Source organism: Pseudomonas sp. IT-P4 (genome assembly GCF_949767755.1).
GTDB lineage: Bacteria > Pseudomonadota > Gammaproteobacteria > Pseudomonadales > Pseudomonadaceae > Aquipseudomonas > Aquipseudomonas monachiensis.
This window is the reverse complement of the sequence record NZ_CATKPX010000023.1, coordinates 437,793-457,240: the sequence shown is the minus strand read 5'-3', so window position 1 is coordinate 457,240 and position 19,448 is coordinate 437,793. Positions and strand designations below refer to the sequence as shown.

The following is a 19,448-nucleotide window of genomic DNA, read 5'->3' as shown; positions in this document are numbered from 1 at the left end:
CTATTGAGAGTCCCCATCGCGATGACGCCTCTAGAAACCAAGCGCCCGCTGCAACTCAATGATCAGGGCCAGTTGCGCCACTTCCTCTCGCTCGACGGTTTGCGCCGCGAGCTGTTGACGGAAATTCTCGACACCGCCGACTCCTTCCTTGAAGTCGGCGCCCGGGCCGTGAAGAAAGTCCCGTTGCTGCGCGGCAAGACCGTGTGCAACGTGTTCTTCGAAAACTCGACCCGCACCCGCACCACCTTCGAACTGGCGGCCCAGCGGCTCTCGGCGGACGTGATCACCCTGAACGTGTCGACATCGTCGGCGAGCAAGGGCGAAACGCTGCTCGATACCCTGCGCAACCTGGAAGCCATGGCCGCCGACATGTTCGTCGTGCGTCACGGTGATTCCGGCGCAGCGCACTTCATCGCCGAACATGTCTGCCCGCAAGTGGCGATCATCAACGGCGGTGACGGCCGGCACGCACACCCGACCCAGGGCATGCTCGACATGCTGACCATCCGCCGGCACAAGGGCGGCTTCGAAAACCTTTCGGTGGCCATCGTCGGCGACATCCTGCACTCGCGGGTTGCGCGCTCGAACATGCTGGCCCTGAAAACCCTGGGCTGCCCGGACATCCGCGTGATCGCGCCGAAAACCTTGCTGCCGATCGGCATCGAGCAGTACGGCGTGAAGGTCTACACCGACATGACCGAAGGCCTCAAAGACGTCGACGTGGTGATCATGCTGCGCCTGCAGCGTGAACGCATGACCGGCGGCCTGTTGCCGAGCGAAGGCGAGTTCTATCGCCTGTTCGGGCTGACTACCGCGCGCCTGGCCGGGGCCAAACCCGATTGCATCGTCATGCACCCGGGGCCGATCAACCGTGGGGTGGAAATCGAGTCGGCGGTGGCCGATGGCCCCCACTCGGTGATCCTCAACCAAGTGACCTACGGGATCGCCATTCGTATGGCCGTATTGTCCATGGCCATGAGCGGGCAGACTGCGCAGCGCCAATTCGACCAGGAGAACGTTCAGTGAAGCTCAGCATTCTCGGCGCACGCGTCATCGACCCGGCCAGCGGCCTGGATCAAATCACCGATATCCATATTGAAGCCTGCAAGATCGTCGCCCTTGGCGCCGCGCCGGCCGGTTTTGTCGCAGTCGACACCATCGACGCCAAAGGCCTGGTGGCCGCTCCCGGCCTGGTCGACCTCAACGTTGCCCTGCGCGAGCCGGGCTACAGCCGCAAAGGCTCGATTGTCAGCGAAACCCGCGCGGCGGCGGCTGGCGGCGTGACCAGCCTGTGCTGCCCGCCAAAGACCAAACCGGTGCTGGACACCTCGGCGGTGGCCGAGCTGATCCTCGACCGCGCCCGTGAGGCCGGCAACACCAAAGTCTTCCCGATTGGCGCCCTGAGCAAAGGCCTGGACGGTGAGCAACTGGCAGAGCTCGTGGCACTGCGCGACGCCGGCTGCGTGGCCTTCGGCAACGGCCTGGAGAGTTTCCGCAACACCCGCACCCTGTGCCGGGCACTGGACTATGCAGCGACTTTCGACCTGACGGTGATTTTCAACTCCCAGGATTACGACCTGGCCGAAGGTGGCCTGGCTCACGAAGGTCCGACCGCCAGCTTCCTGGGCTTGCCGGGCATCCCGGAAAGCGCTGAAACCGTCGCCCTGGCCCGGGATCTGCTGCTGGTTGAACAGACCGGCGTACGCGCACACTTCAGCCAGCTCACCAGCACCCGCGGCGTGGAGCTCATCGCCCAAGCCCAGGCCCGAGGCCTGAAGGTGACCGCGGATGTCGCCCTGTACCAGCTGATCCTGACCGACGAAGCCCTGATCGGCTTCAGCAGCCTGTATCACGTCCAGCCGCCGCTACGCACCCGCGCCGACCGCGAGGGCCTGCGCACTGCGGTGAAATCCGGCGTGATCTCGGCCATCTCCAGTCATCACCAACCCCATGAGCGTGACGCCAAACTGGCACCGTTCGGTGCGACCGAGCCGGGCATCAGCAGCGTTGAACTGCTCTTGCCATTGGCAATGACCCTGGTCGAAGACGGCTTGCTGGACCTGCCGACGTTGCTCAAGCGTCTGAGCGCCGGCCCTGCCGAGGCCTTGCGTCTGCCGGCAGGCAAACTGGCGGTGGGTGGCGCGGCGGACATCGTGCTGTTCGACCCTGCGGCCTCGACCGTGGCGGGTGAACGCTGGCTGTCCAAGGGCGAAAACTGCCCGTTCATTGGCCACAGCCTGCCAGGCGTGGTGCGTTATACCCTGGTGGATGGGCGCATTAGCCACCAGGCTTAAGACTGTGGCGAGGGAGCTTGCTCCCGCTGGGCTGCGCAGCAGACCTGTTTTGGGGTCGCTTCGCGACCCAACGGGAGCAAGCTCCCTCGCCACAACTGACTAAAAGGCGCCGCGATTCTGCGCATTACGCACAGAAACCTGGTCATTCAACGTCCAGAAGTCATACAGCACCCCAAGAAAGAACAACCCGCCGGTCAGCAGGTACAGCAACCCGCTGATCCATTTCCCCTGATACATCCGGTGAACGCCGAACACCCCGAGAAACGTCAGCAGGATCCACGCCACGTTGTATTCGATCGGGCCCGCGGTAAACCGCAGGTCAGCCTCTCGGTCCATCGCCGGAATCAGGAAAAGGTCGATCAGCCAACCGATCCCCAGCAAGCCGAAGGTGAAGAACCAGATCGTCCCGGTCACCGGCCTGCCGTAATAGAAGCGGTGAGCACCGGTAAAACCGAAAATCCACAGCAGGTAACCGATCACTTTGCTGTGGGTGTCTTGCTGCTGGACAGCCTGTTGATAGGGGTTCATGAATGACCTCGATTCACACGATAGATAAATATTCTTTAATTCTTTGTGACTTTTTTACAGGCACCCGACGTATGGCAAGTGCTACCTTCGCACCTGTCAAAGCCTTGTAACACCGGACTCCTGTCCGACAATGGCGCCATTTTGCTGCTTTTTTGCCACCATTGCCCCCCTTATTGAATCGACCAACGGCCTCGGAAGCGGGAAAAAAGCTGTTATAAAGTTGCGCGCTAACTTATTAAGAGCCTTGCCTAATGCGTTCATTTTTCAAGACATGGCTAACCATTTGCCTTTTGATGCCACTGGCCGCCCACGCCACCAATCGTGAGCAACGTCTTCCAAACGTTAATGGTTACACCCCGAAATCCCATGCCTCTGCTCCTTCGAGCAAAGACAAGAAATCCGCTAAATACGCTCCAAGCCTGGCCAGCAGCAAAAGCGGCCTGGTTCCACCGATGGGCACCAAGGAAAGCAGCGACGTGCTGAGCCGCGCCGTGAACGTCCTTGGCACTCCCTATCGTTGGGGCGGCAGCAGCCCAAGCAAAGGCTTCGATTGCAGCGGCCTGGTGAAATACGCGTTCAACGACGCCACGTTCGACCTGCCACGCACCTCCAACGCCATGGCCAGCGGTCATGGGGAGAAAGTCGATCGCGACGACCTGAAGCCGGGCGACCTGATTTTCTTCAACATCAAGAGCCGTCGGGTCAATCATGTTGCCATTTACCTGGGCAACGACCGTTTCATCCACGCGCCACGCCGCGGCAAGTCGGTGTCCATCGACACCTTGAAGAAGCCGTACTGGGAAAACCACTACGTAGTTGCCAAGCGGGTTCTGCCGAAAGAACAAAATGCGTTGCGGGTTGTTCAGCGCTGATTGAAGCAAGATCAAAGGCTCGCAGCCTTCGGCAGCTCCTACATGGAATCGCATATTCCTGTGTAGGACCTGCCGAAGGCTGCGACCCTTTGCTTTCAGGGTCATCAAAAACCATCCGGTGACCGCGCCTTCTCCCGCGCATGATCACGACTGACCAACCCCTTGGTCACCAGATCCTTCAGGCTCATATCCAGCGTCTGCATCCCCAGCGACCCTCCCGACTGAATCGCCGAGTACATCTGCGCCACCTTGTCCTCGCGGATCAGGTTCCGGATCGCCGATGTCCCCAGCATGATCTCGTGTGCCGCGATGCGTCCGCCGCCGATTTTCTTCACCAGGGTCTGGGATACCACCGCCAGCAGCGACTCGGAGAGCATAGAACGCACCATCGACTTCTCGTCCCCCGGAAACACGTCGACCACCCGGTCGATGGTTTTCGCCGCCGACGTGGTGTGCAGCGTGCCGAACACCAGATGGCCGGTTTCGGCTGCGGTCAACGCCAGGCGAATGGTCTCCTGATCGCGCATCTCCCCCACCAGGATCACATCCGGGTCTTCCCGGAGTGCCGAACGCAACGCGGTGGCGAAACTACGGGTATCGCGATGGACTTCACGCTGATTGATCAGGCATTTGCGCGACTCGTGAACAAACTCGATGGGGTCCTCAATGGTGAGAATGTGGTGATGACGATGGGTATTGAGGTAATCGATCATCGCTGCCAGCGTGGTGGACTTGCCGGAACCGGTCGGGCCGGTCACCAGCACCAGGCCACGGGGAGCGTCGGTCATCTTGCGAAACACGTCGCCCATGCCCAGTTCGTCCATACTCTGCACTTTCGCCGGGATGGTGCGAAACACGGCGCCCGCGCCACGGTTCTGGTTGAACACATTGACCCGAAAGCGCGCCACGCCGGGCACTTCAAAGGAAAAATCGGTTTCCAGATGCTTTTCGAAGTCCGCCCGCTGGGTGTCATTCATGATGGCATGGATCAGCGCCTGCACCTGCTGGTGGTCCATGGCCGGCAGGTTGATGCGCCGCACATCGCCATCCACCCGAATCATCGGTGGCAGGCCGGCGGACAGGTGCAGGTCGGATGCCCCCTGTTTGGCGCTGAATGCCAGCAGCTCAGTGATATCCATAGCGCCTCTCAATTCCAGTAGAATGCCGCGAACCTTCAGACCGCTGGCGCCTCTTGATGTCCACCATAGCAGACAACATTCTTCAGGTTAGTTCGCGCATACATGCCGCAACACTTGCCGCGAACCGCGCCGAAAACAGCGTCCGGTTGCTGGCTGTGAGCAAGACCAAACCCGCTCAGGACCTGCGTGAAGCCTACGCTGCCGGCCTGCGCGACTTTGGCGAGAACTACTTGCAGGAAGCGCTGGGCAAACAGCTGGAACTGGCCGACCTGCCCTTGATCTGGCACTTCATCGGCCCCATTCAATCGAACAAGACTCGCGCTATCGCCGAGCACTTCGACTGGGTGCATTCCGTGGATCGCCTGAAAATCGCACAACGCCTGTCCGAACAACGTCCCGCCGATCTGCCGCCCCTGAACATCTGCATTCAGGTCAATGTCAGCGGTGAAGCCAGCAAATCCGGCTGCACCCCGGCCGACCTGCCAGCCTTGGCCAACGCCATCAGTAACCTGCCGCGCCTGAAACTGCGCGGATTGATGGCCATTCCGGAGCCGACTGAAGATCGCGCCGCCCAGGATGCCTCTTTCGCGGCCGTGCAAAGCCTGCAAGCCAGCCTGAACCTGCCGCTCGACACACTTTCCATGGGTATGAGCCACGATCTCGAATCGGCCATCGCCCAAGGCGCCACTTGGGTGCGGATCGGCACCGCCCTGTTTGGCGCCCGCGACTACGGTCAGCCTTGAAAAATGGCTGACTCCTCTCTTTATAAGGACCTGACATGAGCAAGACACGTATTGCCTTTATCGGTGCCGGCAACATGGCCGCCAGCCTGATCGGCGGCCTGCGGGCCAAGGGTCTGGAAGCAGCGCAGATCCGCGCCAGCGATCCGGGCGAAGAAACCCGCGCCCGCATGAGCGCTGAACACGGCATCGAAACCTTTGCCGACAACGCCCAGGCCATCGATGGCGCCAACGTGGTCGTGCTGGCGGTCAAGCCGCAGGCGATGAAAGCCGTGTGCGAAGCCATTCGCCCAAGCCTCAAGCCCGATCAACTGGTGGTTTCGATTGCAGCGGGCATCACCTGCGCCAGCATGAACAACTGGCTCGGCGCCCAGCCGATCGTGCGCTGCATGCCCAACACCCCGGCGCTGGTGCGTCAGGGCGCGAGCGGCCTGTTTGCGACAGCCGAGGTGTCCGCCGAACAACGTCAGCAGGCCCAGGAGTTGCTGTCCGCGGTCGGCATCGCCCTATGGCTGAATGAAGAACAGCAACTGGATGCCGTCACCGCCGTTTCCGGCTCGGGCCCGGCGTACTTTTTCCTGTTGATCGAAGCCATGACCGCCGCCGGCGTGAAGCTCGGCCTGCCGGCGGACATCGCCGCGCAACTGACCCTGCAAACCGCCCTGGGCGCCGCACACATGGCGGTCTCCAGCGACGTCGACGCCGCCGAGCTGCGCCGCCGCGTCACCTCGCCTGCGGGCACCACGGAAGCTGCAATCAAGTCGTTCCAGGCCAATGGCTTTGAAGCCCTGGTCGAAAAAGCACTCGGCGCTGCCGCGCATCGCTCGGCCGAGATGGCCGAACAACTGGGTCAATAAGGAGCTTTTCATGATTGGATTGAACACCGCAGCGGTCTACGTGCTGCAAACCCTCGGCAGCCTGTACCTGCTGATCGTGCTGATGCGCTTCGTGCTGCAACTGGTGCGGGCGAACTTCTACAACCCGATCTGCCAGTTCATCGTCAAGGCCACTCAGCCACTGCTCAAGCCACTGCGCCGGATCATCCCGAGCGTGTTCGGCCTGGACATGTCCTCGCTGGTGCTGGCGATCCTGGTGCAACTGGCGCTGATGGCCCTGACCCTGCTGCTGACCTACGGCACCACCGGCAACCCGCTGCAACTGCTGATCTGGTCGATCATCGGGGTGACCGCGCTGTTCATGAAGATTTTCTTCTTCGCCCTGATCATCAGCGTGATCCTGTCCTGGGTCGCCCCGGGCAGCCATAACCCCGGCGCCGAACTGGTGAACGACGTCTGCGAACCGGCCCTGGCGCCGTTCCGCAAGTTCCTGCCGAACCTGGGCGGTCTGGACCTGTCGCCGATCTTTGCGTTCCTGGCACTCAAGCTGTTCGACATGCTGGTGATCAACAACCTCGCCGCCATGACCATGATGCCGGAAATCCTCCGCGTGTTGATCTGACCCGGTGAGCTGGTTTCGCTGGGACGGTGACGACCTGATTCTGGAGTGTCACCTGCAACCGGCAGCCCGTAGCGATGACTTCTGCGGGCTGCACGGCGATCGCCTGAAGATCCGCCTGACCGCGCCGCCGGTCGAGGGCAAGGCAAACGCGTATCTGATGGCGTTCCTGGCCAAGGCCTTTGGCGTATCCAAGAGCCAGGTCAGCCTGCTCAGCGGCGAGTTGAACCGGCAGAAACGGGTGCGGATCTGTTCGCCGAAGAAGCTGCCGGACTTGCCTGATCTGGTGCGTCCAGCCTGATCCACCGAGTCGCCTCATTCGCGAGCAAGCCCGCTCCCACATTGGAATGCGTCCCCCTGTGGGAGCGGGCTTGCTCGCGAATGGTGCACCTCAGTCTTACTGAATGAAATCAGGCCCGGCCTTTGCTTGCCGCTTACCCCAGCGGTCTTTAGACTTACGCCTCATTTCAATGAGAGCAGGGTCGATGCCAGCTGCCTTTCCCCCCGATTCTGTTGGTCTGGTGACGCCGCAAGTGGCGCACTTCAGCGAACCCCTGGCGTTGGCCTGCGGCCGTTCGCTTCCGGCCTATGACCTGATTTACGAAACCTACGGCACGCTCAATGCCACGGCGAGCAACGCCGTGCTGATCTGCCACGCCCTGTCCGGTCACCACCACGCCGCCGGCTACCACAGCGTCGACGACCGCAAGCCCGGTTGGTGGGACAGCTGCATCGGTCCCGGCAAGCCGATCGACACCAGCAAGTTCTTCGTGGTCAGCCTGAACAACCTCGGCGGCTGCAACGGCTCCACCGGCCCGAGCAGCATCAACCCGGACACCGGCAAGCCGTTCGGCGCCGACTTCCCGGTGTTAACCGTCGAGGATTGGGTGCACAGCCAGGCGCGCCTGGCCGATCGTCTCGGCATCGCCCAGTTCGCGGCCGTGATCGGCGGCAGCCTCGGCGGCATGCAGGCGATGCAATGGAGCATCACCTACCCAGACCGCATCCGTCATTGCCTGGCCATCGCCTCGGCGCCCAAGCTGTCTGCACAGAACATCGCGTTCAACGAAGTGGCGCGCCAGGCGATCCTCACCGACCCTGAATTCCACGGCGGCTCGTTCCAGGAACACAACGTGATCCCCAAGCGCGGCCTGATGCTGGCGCGGATGGTCGGGCATATCACCTACCTGTCCGACGACTCCATGGGCGAGAAATTCGGCCGCGGGCTCAAGAGCGAGAAGCTCAACTACGACTTCCACAGCGTCGAGTTCCAGGTGGAAAGCTACCTGCGCTATCAGGGCGAAGAGTTCTCCGGACGCTTCGATGCCAACACGTACCTGTTGATGACCAAAGCGCTCGATTACTTCGATCCGGCAGCGAACTTCGACGATAACCTGGCGAAAACCTTTGAAGGTGCAAAAGCCAGGTTCTGCGTAATGTCGTTCACCACCGACTGGCGCTTCTCCCCTGCCCGCTCGCGGGAGCTGGTGGACGCACTGATGGCCGCGCGCAAGGACGTCTGCTACCTCGAGATCGACGCTCCGCAAGGCCACGACGCCTTCCTGATTCCGATCCCGCGCTACCTGCAGGCATTCGGCAATTACATGAACCGCATTACGTTGTGAGAAAGCCATGAGAGCTGATCTGGAAATCATCCAGGAATGGATCCCCGCCGGCAGCCGCGTGCTCGACCTCGGGTGCGGCGATGGCGAGCTGCTGACCTGGCTGCGCGATAACAAGCAAGTCACCGGTTATGGCCTGGAAAACGACGCCGACAACATCGCCGAGTGCGTGGCCAAGGGCATCAACGTCATCGAACAGGACCTGGACAAGGGCCTGGGCAACTTTGCCAGCAACAGTTTCGATGTCGTGGTCATGACCCAGGCGCTGCAAGCGGTGCACTACCCGGACAGGATCCTCGAGGAAATGCTGCGCGTCGGCCGTCAGTGCATCATCACTTTCCCGAATTTCGGTCATTGGCGCTGCCGCTGGTACCTGGCGAGCAAGGGCCGCATGCCGGTTTCCGAGTTCCTGCCGTACACCTGGTACAACACGCCGAACATTCACTTCTGCACCTTCGCGGACTTTGAAGCCTTGTGTCGCGAACGTGAAGCGAAGGTCATTGATCGGCTTGCCGTGGATCAACAGCATCGGCACGGGTGGGCCAGCAAGCTATGGCCTAATCTGTTAGGTGAGATCGGTATCTACCGGGTCAGCAGCCCGGGACTTTCCGATCACAAGGTCGCAGTCTGATCCACCCTATTTCAAGGAGAACGATCATGGGTCGTCTAGCGTTGTTTTTACTCACTGCCTGCCTGAGCATCACCGCCATGGCCGCCGACGCCATCAAGAGCGAACGCAAGGAAACCTTCGGTGACGTGACGGTGCACTACAACACCTTCAACTCCACCTACCTGCTACCGGACGTTGCCAAGGCCGCCCAACTGACTCGCAGCAAGGATCAGGGCGTGATCAACATTACGGTGATCAAGGCCGGCACGCCGATGACGGCCGAGGTCAGCGGCACCGTCAAAGACCTGACCAGCCAAAGCTATACACTGAACTTCAAGCAGGTCACCGAGCAAGGAGCGATCTACTACATCGCCCAATACCCGGTACCCCAGCAGGAAGTCCGCACCTTCAACATCAAGGTGCAGACCGGCGACAAGATAAACACCATCAATTTCAACCAAGAGCTCTTCCCTGGCCAATGATCAACTTCACGCAACTCGTACTGGCCAGCCATAACGCCGGCAAACTCAAGGAACTCCAGGCCATGCTCGGCGAGTCGGTGCATCTGCGCTCAATCGGCGAGTTCAGCAGTGTCGAGCCCGAAGAGACTGGTTTGTCGTTCGTCGAAAACGCCATCCTCAAGGCCCGCAATGCCGCGCGCATTTCCGGCCTGCCGGCGTTGGCCGACGATTCCGGGCTGGCGGTGGATTTCCTTGGCGGCGCGCCAGGCATCTACTCGGCGCGTTATGCCGACGGCAAGGGCGATGCGGCGAACAACGCCAAGCTGCTCGACGCATTGAAAGACGTGCCTGAAGCCGAGCGCGGTGCGCAGTTCGTGTGCGTGCTGGCACTGGTGCGCCACGCCGATGATCCATTGCCGATTCTCTGCGAAGGTTTGTGGCACGGGCGAATCTTGACCCAGGCCAGCGGCGAACACGGCTTTGGCTACGACCCGCTGTTCTGGGTGCCGGAGCGCGATTGCTCCAGCGCCGAGCTGAGCCCGGGCGACAAGAACCAGATCAGCCACCGCGCCCGTGCAATGGATCTGCTGCGCCAGCGTCTGGGCTTGAAATGACCCGTGAATCATCCGCGTCGCCGCTGATCTTCGGCGGCGATGCTCAATCGCCTCGGGCAGCCCTGCCTGTGCTGCCGCCACTGGCGCTGTATATCCACATCCCGTGGTGCGTGCGCAAATGCCCTTATTGCGACTTCAACTCCCACACCGCCAGCCCTGTGTTGCCGGAAGAAGAGTACGTCGACGCATTGCTGGCCGATCTCGACCAGGACCTGCACGCCGTTTATGGTCGTGAGCTGAGCTCGATTTTCTTTGGTGGCGGCACGCCAAGCCTGTTCAGTGCTGATTCGCTGGGTCGCTTGCTCAAAGGCATCGAACAACGCATCCCGTTTGCCAGCGACATCGAAATCACGCTGGAAGCCAATCCGGGGACCTTCGAGCAAGACAAGTTCGTCGCGTACCGGAAACTGGGGATCAATCGCCTGTCGATCGGCATCCAGAGCTTCCAGCAAGAAAAGCTTCAGGCTTTGGGCCGCATCCACAACGGCGACGAAGCCGTACGCGCCGCTGGCATGGCGCGGCAGGCCGGGTTCGACAACTTCAACCTGGACTTGATGCATGGCTTGCCCAATCAGTCCCTGGACGATGCCTTGGCCGACCTGCGCACAGCCATCGCCCTGAAGCCGACACACCTGTCGTGGTATCAACTGACCCTGGAACCGAACACGGTGTTCTGGAACCAGCCGCCGACGCTGCCGGAAGACGACACGCTGTGGGACATCCAGGAAGCCGGGCAAGCGCTGCTGGCTGAACACGGTTACGCGCAATACGAAGTCTCGGCCTACGCCCTGCCCGGTCGCCCGGCACGGCACAACCTCAATTACTGGAGTTTTGGCGACTTCATTGGCATCGGCGCCGGCGCCCATGGCAAGCTCAGCCATCCGGACGGGCGCATCATTCGCACCTGGAAGACCCGCCTGCCGAAGGATTACCTGAATCCGGCAAAAAACTTCCAGGCCGGCGAGAAAGCGCTGGGCAACGATGAAATGCCGTTCGAATTCCTGATGAACGCGCTGCGCCTGACTAAAGGCGTCGAATCACGGCTGTACCCGGAACGCACCGGCATGACACTGGAAAGCCTTGCTGAAGGCCGCCGCGAAGCCGAACAAAGCGGCCTGTTGCAGGTCGAACCGTCACGTCTGGTAGCCACCGAACGCGGACAACTCTTCCTCAACGACTTGCTGCAGAAATTTCTGACATAAGGAAATCGAATGGATTTGGTACTCGACCTGCTTGCCACCGTGTCTCGCTGGAGCCGCAGCAACCTCTCGGAAATCGCCCTGGCCCTGGTGGGCTGCCTGCTGGTGCTGTTTGGTGCGGATTTCAAAGGCTGGGTCGAGCAACGCCTGGGCAGCATCGCCGGCGCGTTGCGCGTGCCACTGATGTCCCTGCTGTGCATGATCGGCAGCGGCGCGGCGCTGATCTATGCCACGCCGTGGGTCGTGCGCGGCTTGAGCCAGTTCAATAACTACAGCCTCGCGCCGGTGTTGCTGGTAGTGTTGGTGTTGATTGGCGTTGTGGCAGACCGCCGCTGATCTCAGCCACACCTTAAAACAACTGTGGGAGCGGGCTTGCTCGCGAAAGCGGTGCATCAGACAACATTAATGTCGACTGACACGACGCCTTCGCGAGCAAGCCCGCTCCCACAGTTTGTATTGGGTGATGCTTAGGACTGCTTCTCGAACTTCAAATCCCACACGCCATGCCCAAGACGTTCGCCACGGCGTTCGAACTTGGTGATCGGCCGCTCGGCCGGGCGCGGTACGCACTTGCCGTCTTCGGCGAGGTTGCGGTAACCCGGCGCAACGTTCATCACTTCCAGCATGTATTCGGCGTACGGCTCCCAATCGGTGGCCATGTGCAGAATGCCGCCGACTTTCAACTTGCTGCGCACCAGTTCAGCGAAGGACGCCTGAACGATACGGCGCTTGTGGTGACGGCTCTTGTGCCACGGATCCGGAAAAAACAGCATCAGGCGATCGAGGCTGTTATCGGCCACGCAACGGTTGAGCACTTCGATGGCATCACAATCGTAGACCCGCAGGTTGGTCAGGCCTTGCGTCAGCACGCCATTGAGCAGCGCCCCGACACCCGGACGGTGAACCTCGACGCCAATGAAATCCTGATCCGGCGAAGCGGCGGCCATTTCCAGCAGCGAATGGCCCATACCGAAACCGATTTCCAGCGAGCGCGGTGCCGAGCGACCGAACACTTGGTCGAAATCCACCGGCGCGTCGGCCAGCGGCAGCACGAACAGCGGAGTGCCCTGCTCCAGGCCCTTTTGCTGGCCTTCGGTCATGCGCCCGGCGCGCATCACGAAGCTCTTGATGCGGCGGTGTTGGCGCTCGTCGCCTTCTTCCGTCTGGATTGGCGTGTCGTTCGATTCAGTCATCAATGGCTCTTACTTGATCAGACCATCCAGCGGCGAAGAGGCGCTGGCATAGAGTTTTTTCGGCATGCGGCCGGCGAGGTAAGCCAGGCGGCCTGCGACGATCGCATGTTTCATGGCTTCAGCCATCATGACCGGCTGCTGGGCGTGGGCGATGGCCGAATTCATCAGCACCGCATCACAACCCAGTTCCATGGCAATGGTAGCGTCGGAAGCAGTACCGACACCGGCATCCACCAGCACCGGGATTTTGGCTTCTTCGAGGATGATCTGCAGGTTGTACGGGTTGCAGATCCCCAGACCAGAGCCGATCAGACCGGCCAGCGGCATCACCGCGATACAGCCGATTTCCGCCAACTGACGGGCGATGATCGGATCATCACTGGTGTAGACCATGACGTCGAAGCCTTCCTTGACCAGCGTTTCGGCGGCCTTGAGGGTTTCGATCACGTTGGGGAACAGGGTTTTCTGGTCGGCCAGCACTTCCAGCTTCACCAGGTTGTGGCCATCGAGCAGCTCACGGGCCAGGCGGCAGGTGCGCACGGCTTCGATGGCGTCGTAGCAACCGGCGGTGTTCGGCAGGAAGGTGTAGCGATCCGGCGACAGCACTTCGAGCAGGTTCGGCTCGCCCTCGATCTGGCCAAGGTTCGTGCGGCGCACGGCGAAGGTAACGATCTCGGCACCCGAGGCTTCGATGGCCAGGCGGGTTTCTTCCATGTCACGGTACTTGCCGGTACCGACCAGCAAACGCGACTGGTAAGTACGACCGGCCAGGACGAAAGGCTTGTCGCTGCGAACGATGCTCATGGGAAATCCTCTGTAGGGGTGAGGTACTTGCTGAATTCTGTGGCCACTGGGCCGAGGCTGCTAGCCGCCGCCGATGGCGTGCACCACTTCGACGTTGTCGCCGTCATTCAATGTGGTGTCTGCATGCTGACTGCGCGGGACGATATCCAGATTGAGTTCGACCGCCACCCGACGTCCGGTCAGGTCCAGACGGGTCAGCAGGGCCGCAACGGTTTCACCGTCGGGCAGTTCAAGGGATTCGCCGTTCAACTGAATGCGCATGCCGGATGCCGCCATCATTTTTAGGGGCTGGCATTCTAGCCCGATCAGTCAGGCCGACCCAAGCCATTCGTCATGAAATGGACCGTTAAGTCAGCTCAGGCGCCAGGCGGCAAGTCCGAGGCAAAACCAGCCCACCAGAAAGGCCAGACCACCGAACGGGGTGATGATGCCGAACTTGCCGATGCCCGTCAGCGCCAATACATACAGGCTACCGGAGAACAGCAGGATACCGATGGCAAACGATGCAGCGGCCCAGGTGGCGAGTCGACCGGGAATTTGCGTGGCCAGCGCTGCAACACCGAGCAACGCCAGGGCGTGCACCAGTTGATAGGTGACGCCAGTGTGGAAGATCGCCAGGTAATCGGCGCTCAGGCGGCTCTTCAGGCCATGGGCGGCAAAGGCCCCGAGGCCGACACCGGTGAAGCCGAAAAAAGCGGCCAGCATCACAAAGCCACGCAGCATGCAGAACTCCAGTCAGTTTCGATCCAAAGGGTCTGTATAATGGCCCGCTCAACGGGTTCGGCCAAGCCATCTCTATGCTGCGTATCTATTTCCGTCATTTCTCCAAGGCCGTGCTCTGGTTCATGGGTGGCAGCGTATTGCTGGTGCTGATCTTTCGCGTGGTGCCGCCGCCGGGGACGACGCTAATGGTCGAGCGCAAGATCGAGTCCTGGTTTGACGGCGAACCCATCGACCTGCAACGGACCTGGAAACCCTGGGACGAGATCTCCGATGACCTGAAAGTCGCGGTGATTGCCGGCGAAGACCAGAAATTCCCGGAGCACTGGGGCTTCGATATCGGTGCGATTCAGGCGGCGTTTGCCCATAACGAGCGCGGCGGTTCGATCCGTGGCGCCAGCACCCTGAGCCAGCAGGTTTCGAAAAATCTGTTCTTGTGGTCTGGCCGCAGCTGGCTGCGCAAAGGCCTGGAAGCCTGGTTCACCGGACTGATCGAAGTGCTCTGGCCCAAGCAGCGAATTCTTGAGGTGTACCTCAACAGTGTCGAGTGGGATGACGGCGTGTTTGGCGCCGAAGCGGCGGCCCGGCATCACTTTGGTGTGAGCGCCAAGAACCTCAGCCGCCAGCAATCGAGCTTGTTGGCTGCGGTATTGCCCAATCCTCGCGTGTGGAGTGCGAGCCATCCGACCGCTTACGTGGCGCGACGCGCAGGCTGGATTCGGCGACAGATGAGCCAACTGGGCGGCGACAGCTATCTGGTCGGGCTGAACGATTCGCGTCGGGCGCCTTGGGCGCAGTAACTGAAAAAATCAAAGATCGCAGCCTTCGGCAGCTCCTACTGGGGTACGCAATCCTATGTAGGAGCTGCCGAAGGCTGCGATCTTTTGAGCCTGAAAACAAAACACCCCGATCAATGACCGGGGCGTTTTTTATTGCCTGCTCGCCGATTACGCAGCGATCGACAACTTGAGCTTGTTCATCGCACTCTTCTCAAGCTGACGAATACGCTCGGCCGACACGTTGTACTTCTGCGCCAGGTCATGCAACGTGGCTTTTTCTTCCGCCAGCCAGCGCTGGTAGAGGATGTCACGGCTGCGGTCGTCCAGCACTTCCAGCGCTTCGTGCAAGTTGTGGTTGGAGTTGTCGCTCCAGTCGGCATCTTCCAGTTGACGGGCCGGGTCGTACCGGTGGTCTTCCAGATAGTTGGCCGGCGACTGGAAAGCACTGTCGTCGTCCGCTTCGGCAGCCGGGTCGAAGGCCATGTCATGGCCGGTCAGGCGGCTTTCCATCTCGCGCACTTCCCGAGGCTCTACACCCAGGCTTTCCGCTACACGATGGACTTCTTCGTTGTTCAGCCAGGCCAGACGCTTCTTCTGGCTGCGCAGATTGAAGAACAACTTGCGCTGGGCCTTGGTGGTCGCGACTTTCACGATGCGCCAGTTGCGCAGGATGAACTCGTGGATTTCCGCCTTGATCCAGTGCACGGCAAAGGACACCAGGCGCACGCCCATTTCCGGGTTGAAGCGCTTCACGGCCTTCATCAGGCCGACGTTGCCTTCCTGGATCAGGTCAGCCTGGGCCAGGCCGTAGCCGGAATAGCTACGGGCGATATGTACGACAAAACGCAGGTGGGCGAGCACCATCTGCCGAGCCGCCCCCAAATCCTGCTCATAATAGAGACTCTCGGCCAGTTCACGCTCCTGCTCCGGCGACAGCAATGGAATGCTGTTGACGGTGTGCACATAGGCCTCCAGGTTCGCACCCGGGACCAGAGCATATGCAGGTTGCAAAGAATTGGTCATACGAAAAAACCTCCGACTTACAAACTCGTGCAGTTCAGCACTGCGAAAATTGACCGGAAACCGAAAGACAAGTTCCCTAAAACCCAAAAACGCTGAAAGGTCAATACGAGCAAAATGATACTACTTAGGCGCAAGCTCCCTCAGGTGGCGTGCGACTGCAATCCATGCACCGATATACCCCAACAGCACCGCGCCAAGCAAGAGAGACAGACCGTCGGCAACTGGCACTCCAGCCAGTGCAAAATCACTGCCGTACAAACCGGCCAGCCCTACCACCGCGTCGTTCAGCCAATCAAGGCCGAACGCCAGGACGCCCCAGGACAGAATCCCCGCACCGAAGCCATACAACGCGCCCATATACAGAAAGGGCCTGCGCACATAGCTGTCAGTGCCGCCAACCAGTTTAATCACTTCTATCTCTGTGCGGCGGTTTTCAATATGAAGACGAATGGTATTGCCTATCACCAAAAGTAATGCAGAAACCAGAAGCACGGTCAGACCGAAGACAAAACGGTCACCCAGCTTGAGGATGGCTGCCAGACGCTCGACCCAGACTAAATCAAGTTGCGCCTGTTGTACCTTCGGCAACTCGGATAGTTTTTGTCTTAATGCTTCAAGGGCCGGCTTGTCGACTTCGTTCGGCGTCACCAGGACCACGCCCGGCAACGGGTTCTCAGGCAATTCCTTGAGCGCCTCGCCCAGCCCGGACTGTTGCTGGAACTCTTCCAGCGCCTGATCCCGGCCAACATATTCGGCCTCGGCGACGCCAGGCATGCCCTTGATCTGATCGCGCAGAGATTCACCTTCGGCCGGCTTGGCCTCAAGGTCCAGATACAGGGAAATCTGCGCCGCACGCTGCCAGGAGCCACCGAGGCGCTCGACGTTACTTAGCAAAAGTGACAGCCCCATGGGCAAACTCAGGGCCACCGCCATCACCATGCAGGTGAAGAAACTGCCGATGGGCTGCTTGCCCAGGCGGCGCAGGCTGTCCACCAGACTGGCACGATGACTTTCGATCCAGGCGCGGAACAACGTGGCAAAGTCCGGCCCGTCGTCATCATCGCGTTTTTTCTTTTTCGGCTGCGGATCGGCGGCCTTCGGGGCCACACGCTCGGAAACCTTGGGGCTACGTGTTGCACTCATACCGCGGCCTCCCCGTCACCGATCAATCGACCGCGTTGCAACGTCAGCATGCGATGGCGCATGCGGGCGATCAGGGCCAGGTCGTGACTGGCGATCAGCACGCTGGTACCCAGGCGATTGATGTCTTCGAACACGCCCATGATCTCGGCGGCCAGACGCGGGTCGAGGTTACCGGTCGGTTCATCCGCCAGCAGCAAGGCCGGACGATGGACGATGGCGCGGGCGATGCCGACGCGCTGCTGCTGACCGGTGGACAGGTCGCCCGGGTACAGATCGGTTTTATCCGACAGCGCCACGCGCTCCAGTGCCGAGTCCACGCGCTTGGCGATCTCGGCCTTGGACAACCCCAGGATCTGCAAAGGCAACGCGACGTTATTGAACACCGTGCGATCGAACAGCAACTGGTGATTCTGGAACACCACACCGATCTGTCGGCGCAAGAAAGGAATCTGCGCGTTGCTGATGGTGCTCAGGTCTTGCCCGGCGAGCAGCAGCTTGCCGCTGGTCGGGCGCTCCATCGCCAGCAACAGGCGCAACAGCGTGGATTTACCGGCACCGGAATGGCCGGTGACAAACAAGAACTCGCCACGGCGGACTCGAAAGCTCAGCTCATGCAAGCCGACGTGACCGTTCGGGTAGCGCTTACCGACCTGTTCGAAACGAATCATGAACGCTCCCGTTCGGCAAACAATGCCTGGACAAAGGGTTCTGCTTCAAAGGTACGCAAATCGTCGATGCCTTCGCCGACGCCAATGTAGCGGATCGGCAGGCCGAATTGCTTGGCCAGGGCGAAAATCACCCCGCCCTTGGCGGTGCCGTCGAGCTTGGTCAGCGCCAGGCCGGTCAGTTCAACGGTCTGGTTGAATTGCTTGGCCTGGTTGATGGCGTTCTGGCCGGTGCCGGCGTCAAGCACCAACAGCACTTCGTGAGGTGCGTCGGCATCGAGCTTGCTGATCACCCGGCGAACCTTTTTCAGCTCTTCCATCAAGTTGTCTTTGGTGTGCAGGCGGCCGGCGGTGTCGGCGATCAGGACATCGATGCCACGAGCCTTGGCGGCCTGCACGGCGTCGAAGATCACCGAAGCCGAGTCGGCGCCAGTGTGCTGCGCGATCACCGGGATCTTGTTGCGCTCACCCCAGACCTGCAATTGCTCCACCGCCGCCGCACGGAAGGTATCGCCGGCGGCGAGCATGACTTTCTTGCCTTCCAGCTGCAGTTTCTTCGCCAGCTTGCCGATGGTAGTGGTCTTGCCGGCACCGTTGACGCCGACGACCAGAATCACGAACGGCTTGTTCTGCGAGGTGATTTTCAGCGGCTGCTCGACAGGCTTGAGCATCGCTGCCAGCTCGGCTTGCAGGGATTTGTACAGGGCATCGGCGTCGGCCAGCTCCTTGCGCGCTACCTTCTGCGTCAAACGCTGAATGATCACCGAGGTGGCTTCAACACCAACGTCGGCGGTCAGCAAACGGGTTTCGAGGTCTTCGAGCAGCTCGTCATCAATAACCTTTTTGCCCAGGAACAGGCTGGCCATGCCTTCGCCGATACTGGCGCTGGTCTTGGACAGGCCCTGCTTGAGGCGGGCGAAGAAACCGGCTTTGGTTTCTTCGGTGCGTACCAGTTCCGCCGGAGCTTCAACGGGTACCGCGATCGGCTCAGGAATCGGAGCGGGTGCCGGTGCTTGAGCAACCGGAGCAACGAATACCGGAACCTCTGGCTGGCTGACAACAGGCACAGGCTCGGCTACGACGACTGGTTCAACAATAGGTTCGACCACAGGCACATGAGCCGGTGCAGGCGTAAACGCTACCGGAGCCGGAATCGGTGGTGTCACGTGAGGAGCCAGGTCATTTTCGACCAATGCCACGGGTTCTTCGGCCACCGGCAGGGTCAACCACGGCTCGGCCGTCGGGGCCAACGGCTGTTCGGTGACGATTTCGCTGACGGGTTCGGGAGCGGCTTCAACCTTGGGTTGCTGCAACGGCTCGGCAATCGGCAAAGCAACCGACGCGGGCGCTTCTTCTATTACCGGGACCGGCGTCGGCGCTGGTTCAGGAATGGCTTGTGGCTGTTCGACGACGGGTTCCTGCGGCTTTTTGCGCAGCCATCCGAACAGGCTTTTTTTCTCGCCAGCCGCAGCTGGGGTCTTCTTGTCGTCGTTGGAACCAAACATGGAGGACGGCTATCTCACGGTAGCGACGCGCCAATGGCGCCCCGGCAAATAAATATTCGATGCAGAACAGACTATGTTTCAC

24 protein-coding genes are annotated in these 19,448 nt (G+C 60.7%); 14 read left to right on the top strand and 10 right to left on the bottom strand.

Annotation, left to right across the window (positions count from 1 at the left end; all coding sequences use genetic code 11):
• The first annotated feature begins 21 nt into the window (after positions 1-21).
• Both ACM6IT_RS08685 and ACM6IT_RS08680 read left to right on the top strand, forming a co-directional pair.
• Positions 22-1,026: an aspartate carbamoyltransferase catalytic subunit gene (locus ACM6IT_RS08685; RefSeq protein ID WP_056726495.1), complete on the top strand. Its 1,005-nt coding sequence runs from the start codon at positions 22-24 to the stop codon at positions 1,024-1,026.
• Entirely contained in the window at positions 1,023-2,294 is a 1,272-nt protein-coding gene (locus ACM6IT_RS08680; protein WP_414917815.1) for a dihydroorotase, read from the top strand. Before ACM6IT_RS08685 ends, ACM6IT_RS08680 begins: the two co-directional genes overlap by 4 nt.
• 99 nt (positions 2,295-2,393) lie before the next feature.
• Here ACM6IT_RS08680 and ACM6IT_RS08675 read toward each other — a convergent pair whose 3' ends face one another.
• Complete coding sequence (locus ACM6IT_RS08675; protein ID WP_056726493.1) at positions 2,394-2,822, bottom strand: NINE protein; 429 nt, start codon at positions 2,820-2,822, stop codon at positions 2,394-2,396.
• Between the two features lie 251 nt (positions 2,823-3,073).
• Between ACM6IT_RS08675 and ACM6IT_RS08670 the strand changes: the two genes are divergently transcribed.
• A complete protein-coding gene (locus ACM6IT_RS08670) occupies positions 3,074-3,694 on the top strand; it encodes a C40 family peptidase (protein ID WP_056726492.1) in 621 nt (206 codons plus the stop codon).
• Positions 3,695-3,798: 104 nt separating this feature from the next.
• On the opposite strand, the gene ACM6IT_RS08665 is transcribed toward ACM6IT_RS08670, so the two are convergent.
• On the bottom strand, positions 3,799-4,833 hold the full coding sequence (locus ACM6IT_RS08665) for a type IV pilus twitching motility protein PilT (RefSeq protein WP_056726491.1): 1,035 nt from the start codon (positions 4,831-4,833) through the stop codon (positions 3,799-3,801).
• A 56-nt stretch (positions 4,834-4,889) separates the two neighbouring features.
• Between ACM6IT_RS08665 and ACM6IT_RS08660 the strand changes: the two genes are divergently transcribed.
• From ACM6IT_RS08660 to ACM6IT_RS08615, 10 genes are all read left to right on the top strand, one after another.
• Positions 4,890-5,576 (top strand): YggS family pyridoxal phosphate-dependent enzyme, encoded by a 687-nt coding sequence (locus ACM6IT_RS08660; protein WP_056726490.1) that lies wholly within the window; start codon positions 4,890-4,892, stop codon positions 5,574-5,576.
• 35 nt (positions 5,577-5,611) lie between these two features.
• Positions 5,612-6,430, top strand: coding sequence for a pyrroline-5-carboxylate reductase (gene proC, locus ACM6IT_RS08655; protein WP_414917814.1), 819 nt, complete (start codon positions 5,612-5,614; stop codon positions 6,428-6,430).
• Between the two features lie 10 nt (positions 6,431-6,440).
• Positions 6,441-7,031 carry a YggT family protein gene (locus tag ACM6IT_RS08650; RefSeq protein WP_056726488.1) on the top strand — a complete coding sequence of 197 codons (591 nt, stop codon included), beginning with the start codon at positions 6,441-6,443 and terminating at the stop codon, positions 7,029-7,031.
• A 4-nt stretch (positions 7,032-7,035) separates the two neighbouring features.
• Positions 7,036-7,329: a DUF167 domain-containing protein gene (locus ACM6IT_RS08645; RefSeq protein ID WP_056726487.1), complete on the top strand. Its 294-nt coding sequence runs from the start codon at positions 7,036-7,038 to the stop codon at positions 7,327-7,329.
• A gap of 184 nt (positions 7,330-7,513) precedes the next feature.
• The gene (gene metX, locus ACM6IT_RS08640; protein ID WP_056726486.1) at positions 7,514-8,653 is read left to right on the top strand and encodes a homoserine O-succinyltransferase MetX; all 1,140 of its coding nucleotides are present in this window, start codon (positions 7,514-7,516) and stop codon (positions 8,651-8,653) included.
• Between the two features lie 7 nt (positions 8,654-8,660).
• Positions 8,661-9,281, top strand: coding sequence for a methionine biosynthesis protein MetW (metW, locus tag ACM6IT_RS08635; protein ID WP_056726485.1), 621 nt, complete (start codon positions 8,661-8,663; stop codon positions 9,279-9,281).
• A 26-nt stretch (positions 9,282-9,307) separates the two neighbouring features.
• The gene (locus ACM6IT_RS08630; RefSeq protein WP_056726484.1) at positions 9,308-9,742 is read left to right on the top strand and encodes a DUF4426 domain-containing protein; all 435 of its coding nucleotides are present in this window, start codon (positions 9,308-9,310) and stop codon (positions 9,740-9,742) included.
• Entirely contained in the window at positions 9,739-10,335 is a 597-nt protein-coding gene (rdgB, locus tag ACM6IT_RS08625; protein WP_409078152.1) for an RdgB/HAM1 family non-canonical purine NTP pyrophosphatase, read from the top strand. The genes ACM6IT_RS08630 and rdgB overlap by 4 nt, the downstream gene beginning before the upstream one ends.
• The gene (hemW, locus tag ACM6IT_RS08620) at positions 10,332-11,537 is read left to right on the top strand and encodes a radical SAM family heme chaperone HemW (RefSeq protein WP_414913464.1); all 1,206 of its coding nucleotides are present in this window, start codon (positions 10,332-10,334) and stop codon (positions 11,535-11,537) included. The genes rdgB and hemW overlap by 4 nt, the downstream gene beginning before the upstream one ends.
• Before the next feature lie 9 nt (positions 11,538-11,546).
• Positions 11,547-11,870 (top strand): DUF3392 domain-containing protein, encoded by a 324-nt coding sequence (locus ACM6IT_RS08615; RefSeq protein ID WP_007987827.1) that lies wholly within the window; start codon positions 11,547-11,549, stop codon positions 11,868-11,870.
• Between the two features lie 131 nt (positions 11,871-12,001).
• Here ACM6IT_RS08615 and trmB read toward each other — a convergent pair whose 3' ends face one another.
• The 4 genes from trmB to ACM6IT_RS08595 form a co-directional block, all read right to left on the bottom strand.
• Positions 12,002-12,727, bottom strand: a complete 726-nt coding sequence (trmB, locus tag ACM6IT_RS08610; RefSeq protein WP_056726481.1) for a tRNA (guanosine(46)-N7)-methyltransferase TrmB — start codon at positions 12,725-12,727, stop codon at positions 12,002-12,004.
• Positions 12,728-12,736: 9 nt separating this feature from the next.
• On the bottom strand, positions 12,737-13,531 hold the full coding sequence (locus ACM6IT_RS08605; protein ID WP_007975390.1) for a thiazole synthase: 795 nt from the start codon (positions 13,529-13,531) through the stop codon (positions 12,737-12,739).
• 60 nt (positions 13,532-13,591) lie between these two features.
• Complete coding sequence (gene thiS, locus ACM6IT_RS08600) at positions 13,592-13,792, bottom strand: sulfur carrier protein ThiS (protein ID WP_167394879.1); 201 nt, start codon at positions 13,790-13,792, stop codon at positions 13,592-13,594.
• Between the two features lie 90 nt (positions 13,793-13,882).
• Positions 13,883-14,254 (bottom strand): DUF423 domain-containing protein, encoded by a 372-nt coding sequence (locus ACM6IT_RS08595; RefSeq protein ID WP_414913466.1) that lies wholly within the window; start codon positions 14,252-14,254, stop codon positions 13,883-13,885.
• A 74-nt stretch (positions 14,255-14,328) separates the two neighbouring features.
• On the opposite strand from ACM6IT_RS08595, the gene mtgA reads away from it, so the two are divergent.
• Complete coding sequence (gene mtgA, locus ACM6IT_RS08590) at positions 14,329-15,051, top strand: monofunctional biosynthetic peptidoglycan transglycosylase (protein WP_056726479.1); 723 nt, start codon at positions 14,329-14,331, stop codon at positions 15,049-15,051.
• A 147-nt stretch (positions 15,052-15,198) separates the two neighbouring features.
• On the opposite strand, the gene rpoH is transcribed toward mtgA, so the two are convergent.
• The 4 genes from rpoH to ftsY all read right to left on the bottom strand — a co-directional run bounded on the left by rpoH (position 15,199) and on the right by ftsY (position 19,366).
• Positions 15,199-16,053, bottom strand: a complete 855-nt coding sequence (rpoH, locus tag ACM6IT_RS08585; RefSeq protein ID WP_007975386.1) for an RNA polymerase sigma factor RpoH — start codon at positions 16,051-16,053, stop codon at positions 15,199-15,201.
• Positions 16,054-16,173: 120 nt separating this feature from the next.
• A complete protein-coding gene (gene ftsX / locus ACM6IT_RS08580) occupies positions 16,174-17,196 on the bottom strand; it encodes a permease-like cell division protein FtsX (protein ID WP_414917813.1) in 1,023 nt (340 codons plus the stop codon).
• A complete protein-coding gene (gene ftsE / locus ACM6IT_RS08575) occupies positions 17,193-17,864 on the bottom strand; it encodes a cell division ATP-binding protein FtsE (protein ID WP_007975383.1) in 672 nt (223 codons plus the stop codon). Before ftsE ends, ftsX begins: the two co-directional genes overlap by 4 nt.
• Positions 17,861-19,366: a signal recognition particle-docking protein FtsY gene (gene ftsY / locus ACM6IT_RS08570; protein WP_414917812.1), complete on the bottom strand. Its 1,506-nt coding sequence runs from the start codon at positions 19,364-19,366 to the stop codon at positions 17,861-17,863. Before ftsY ends, ftsE begins: the two co-directional genes overlap by 4 nt.
• Positions 19,367-19,448 lie beyond the last annotated feature (82 nt).

Coding starts and splice junctions, on each gene's coding strand:
- ACM6IT_RS08685 (WP_056726495.1), top strand. CDS start 22: ATGACGCCTCTAGAAACCAAGCGCCCGCTGCAACTCAATGATCAGGGC.
- ACM6IT_RS08675 (WP_056726493.1), bottom strand. CDS start 2,822: ATGAACCCCTATCAACAGGCTGTCCAGCAGCAAGACACCCACAGCAAA.
- ACM6IT_RS08670 (WP_056726492.1), top strand. CDS start 3,074: ATGCGTTCATTTTTCAAGACATGGCTAACCATTTGCCTTTTGATGCCA.
- ACM6IT_RS08665 (WP_056726491.1), bottom strand. CDS start 4,833: ATGGATATCACTGAGCTGCTGGCATTCAGCGCCAAACAGGGGGCATCC.
- ACM6IT_RS08660 (WP_056726490.1), top strand. CDS start 4,890: ATGTCCACCATAGCAGACAACATTCTTCAGGTTAGTTCGCGCATACAT.
- proC (WP_414917814.1), top strand. CDS start 5,612: ATGAGCAAGACACGTATTGCCTTTATCGGTGCCGGCAACATGGCCGCC.
- ACM6IT_RS08650 (WP_056726488.1), top strand. CDS start 6,441: ATGATTGGATTGAACACCGCAGCGGTCTACGTGCTGCAAACCCTCGGC.
- metX (WP_056726486.1), top strand. CDS start 7,514: ATGCCAGCTGCCTTTCCCCCCGATTCTGTTGGTCTGGTGACGCCGCAA.
- metW (WP_056726485.1), top strand. CDS start 8,661: ATGAGAGCTGATCTGGAAATCATCCAGGAATGGATCCCCGCCGGCAGC.
- ACM6IT_RS08630 (WP_056726484.1), top strand. CDS start 9,308: ATGGGTCGTCTAGCGTTGTTTTTACTCACTGCCTGCCTGAGCATCACC.
- rdgB (WP_409078152.1), top strand. CDS start 9,739: ATGATCAACTTCACGCAACTCGTACTGGCCAGCCATAACGCCGGCAAA.
- hemW (WP_414913464.1), top strand. CDS start 10,332: ATGACCCGTGAATCATCCGCGTCGCCGCTGATCTTCGGCGGCGATGCT.
- ACM6IT_RS08615 (WP_007987827.1), top strand. CDS start 11,547: ATGGATTTGGTACTCGACCTGCTTGCCACCGTGTCTCGCTGGAGCCGC.
- trmB (WP_056726481.1), bottom strand. CDS start 12,727: ATGACTGAATCGAACGACACGCCAATCCAGACGGAAGAAGGCGACGAG.
- ACM6IT_RS08605 (WP_007975390.1), bottom strand. CDS start 13,531: ATGAGCATCGTTCGCAGCGACAAGCCTTTCGTCCTGGCCGGTCGTACT.
- thiS (WP_167394879.1), bottom strand. CDS start 13,792: ATGCGCATTCAGTTGAACGGCGAATCCCTTGAACTGCCCGACGGTGAA.
- ACM6IT_RS08595 (WP_414913466.1), bottom strand. CDS start 14,254: ATGCTGCGTGGCTTTGTGATGCTGGCCGCTTTTTTCGGCTTCACCGGT.
- mtgA (WP_056726479.1), top strand. CDS start 14,329: ATGCTGCGTATCTATTTCCGTCATTTCTCCAAGGCCGTGCTCTGGTTC.
- rpoH (WP_007975386.1), bottom strand. CDS start 16,053: ATGACCAATTCTTTGCAACCTGCATATGCTCTGGTCCCGGGTGCGAAC.
- ftsX (WP_414917813.1), bottom strand. CDS start 17,196: ATGAGTGCAACACGTAGCCCCAAGGTTTCCGAGCGTGTGGCCCCGAAG.
- ftsE (WP_007975383.1), bottom strand. CDS start 17,864: ATGATTCGTTTCGAACAGGTCGGTAAGCGCTACCCGAACGGTCACGTC.
- ftsY (WP_414917812.1), bottom strand. CDS start 19,366: ATGTTTGGTTCCAACGACGACAAGAAGACCCCAGCTGCGGCTGGCGAG.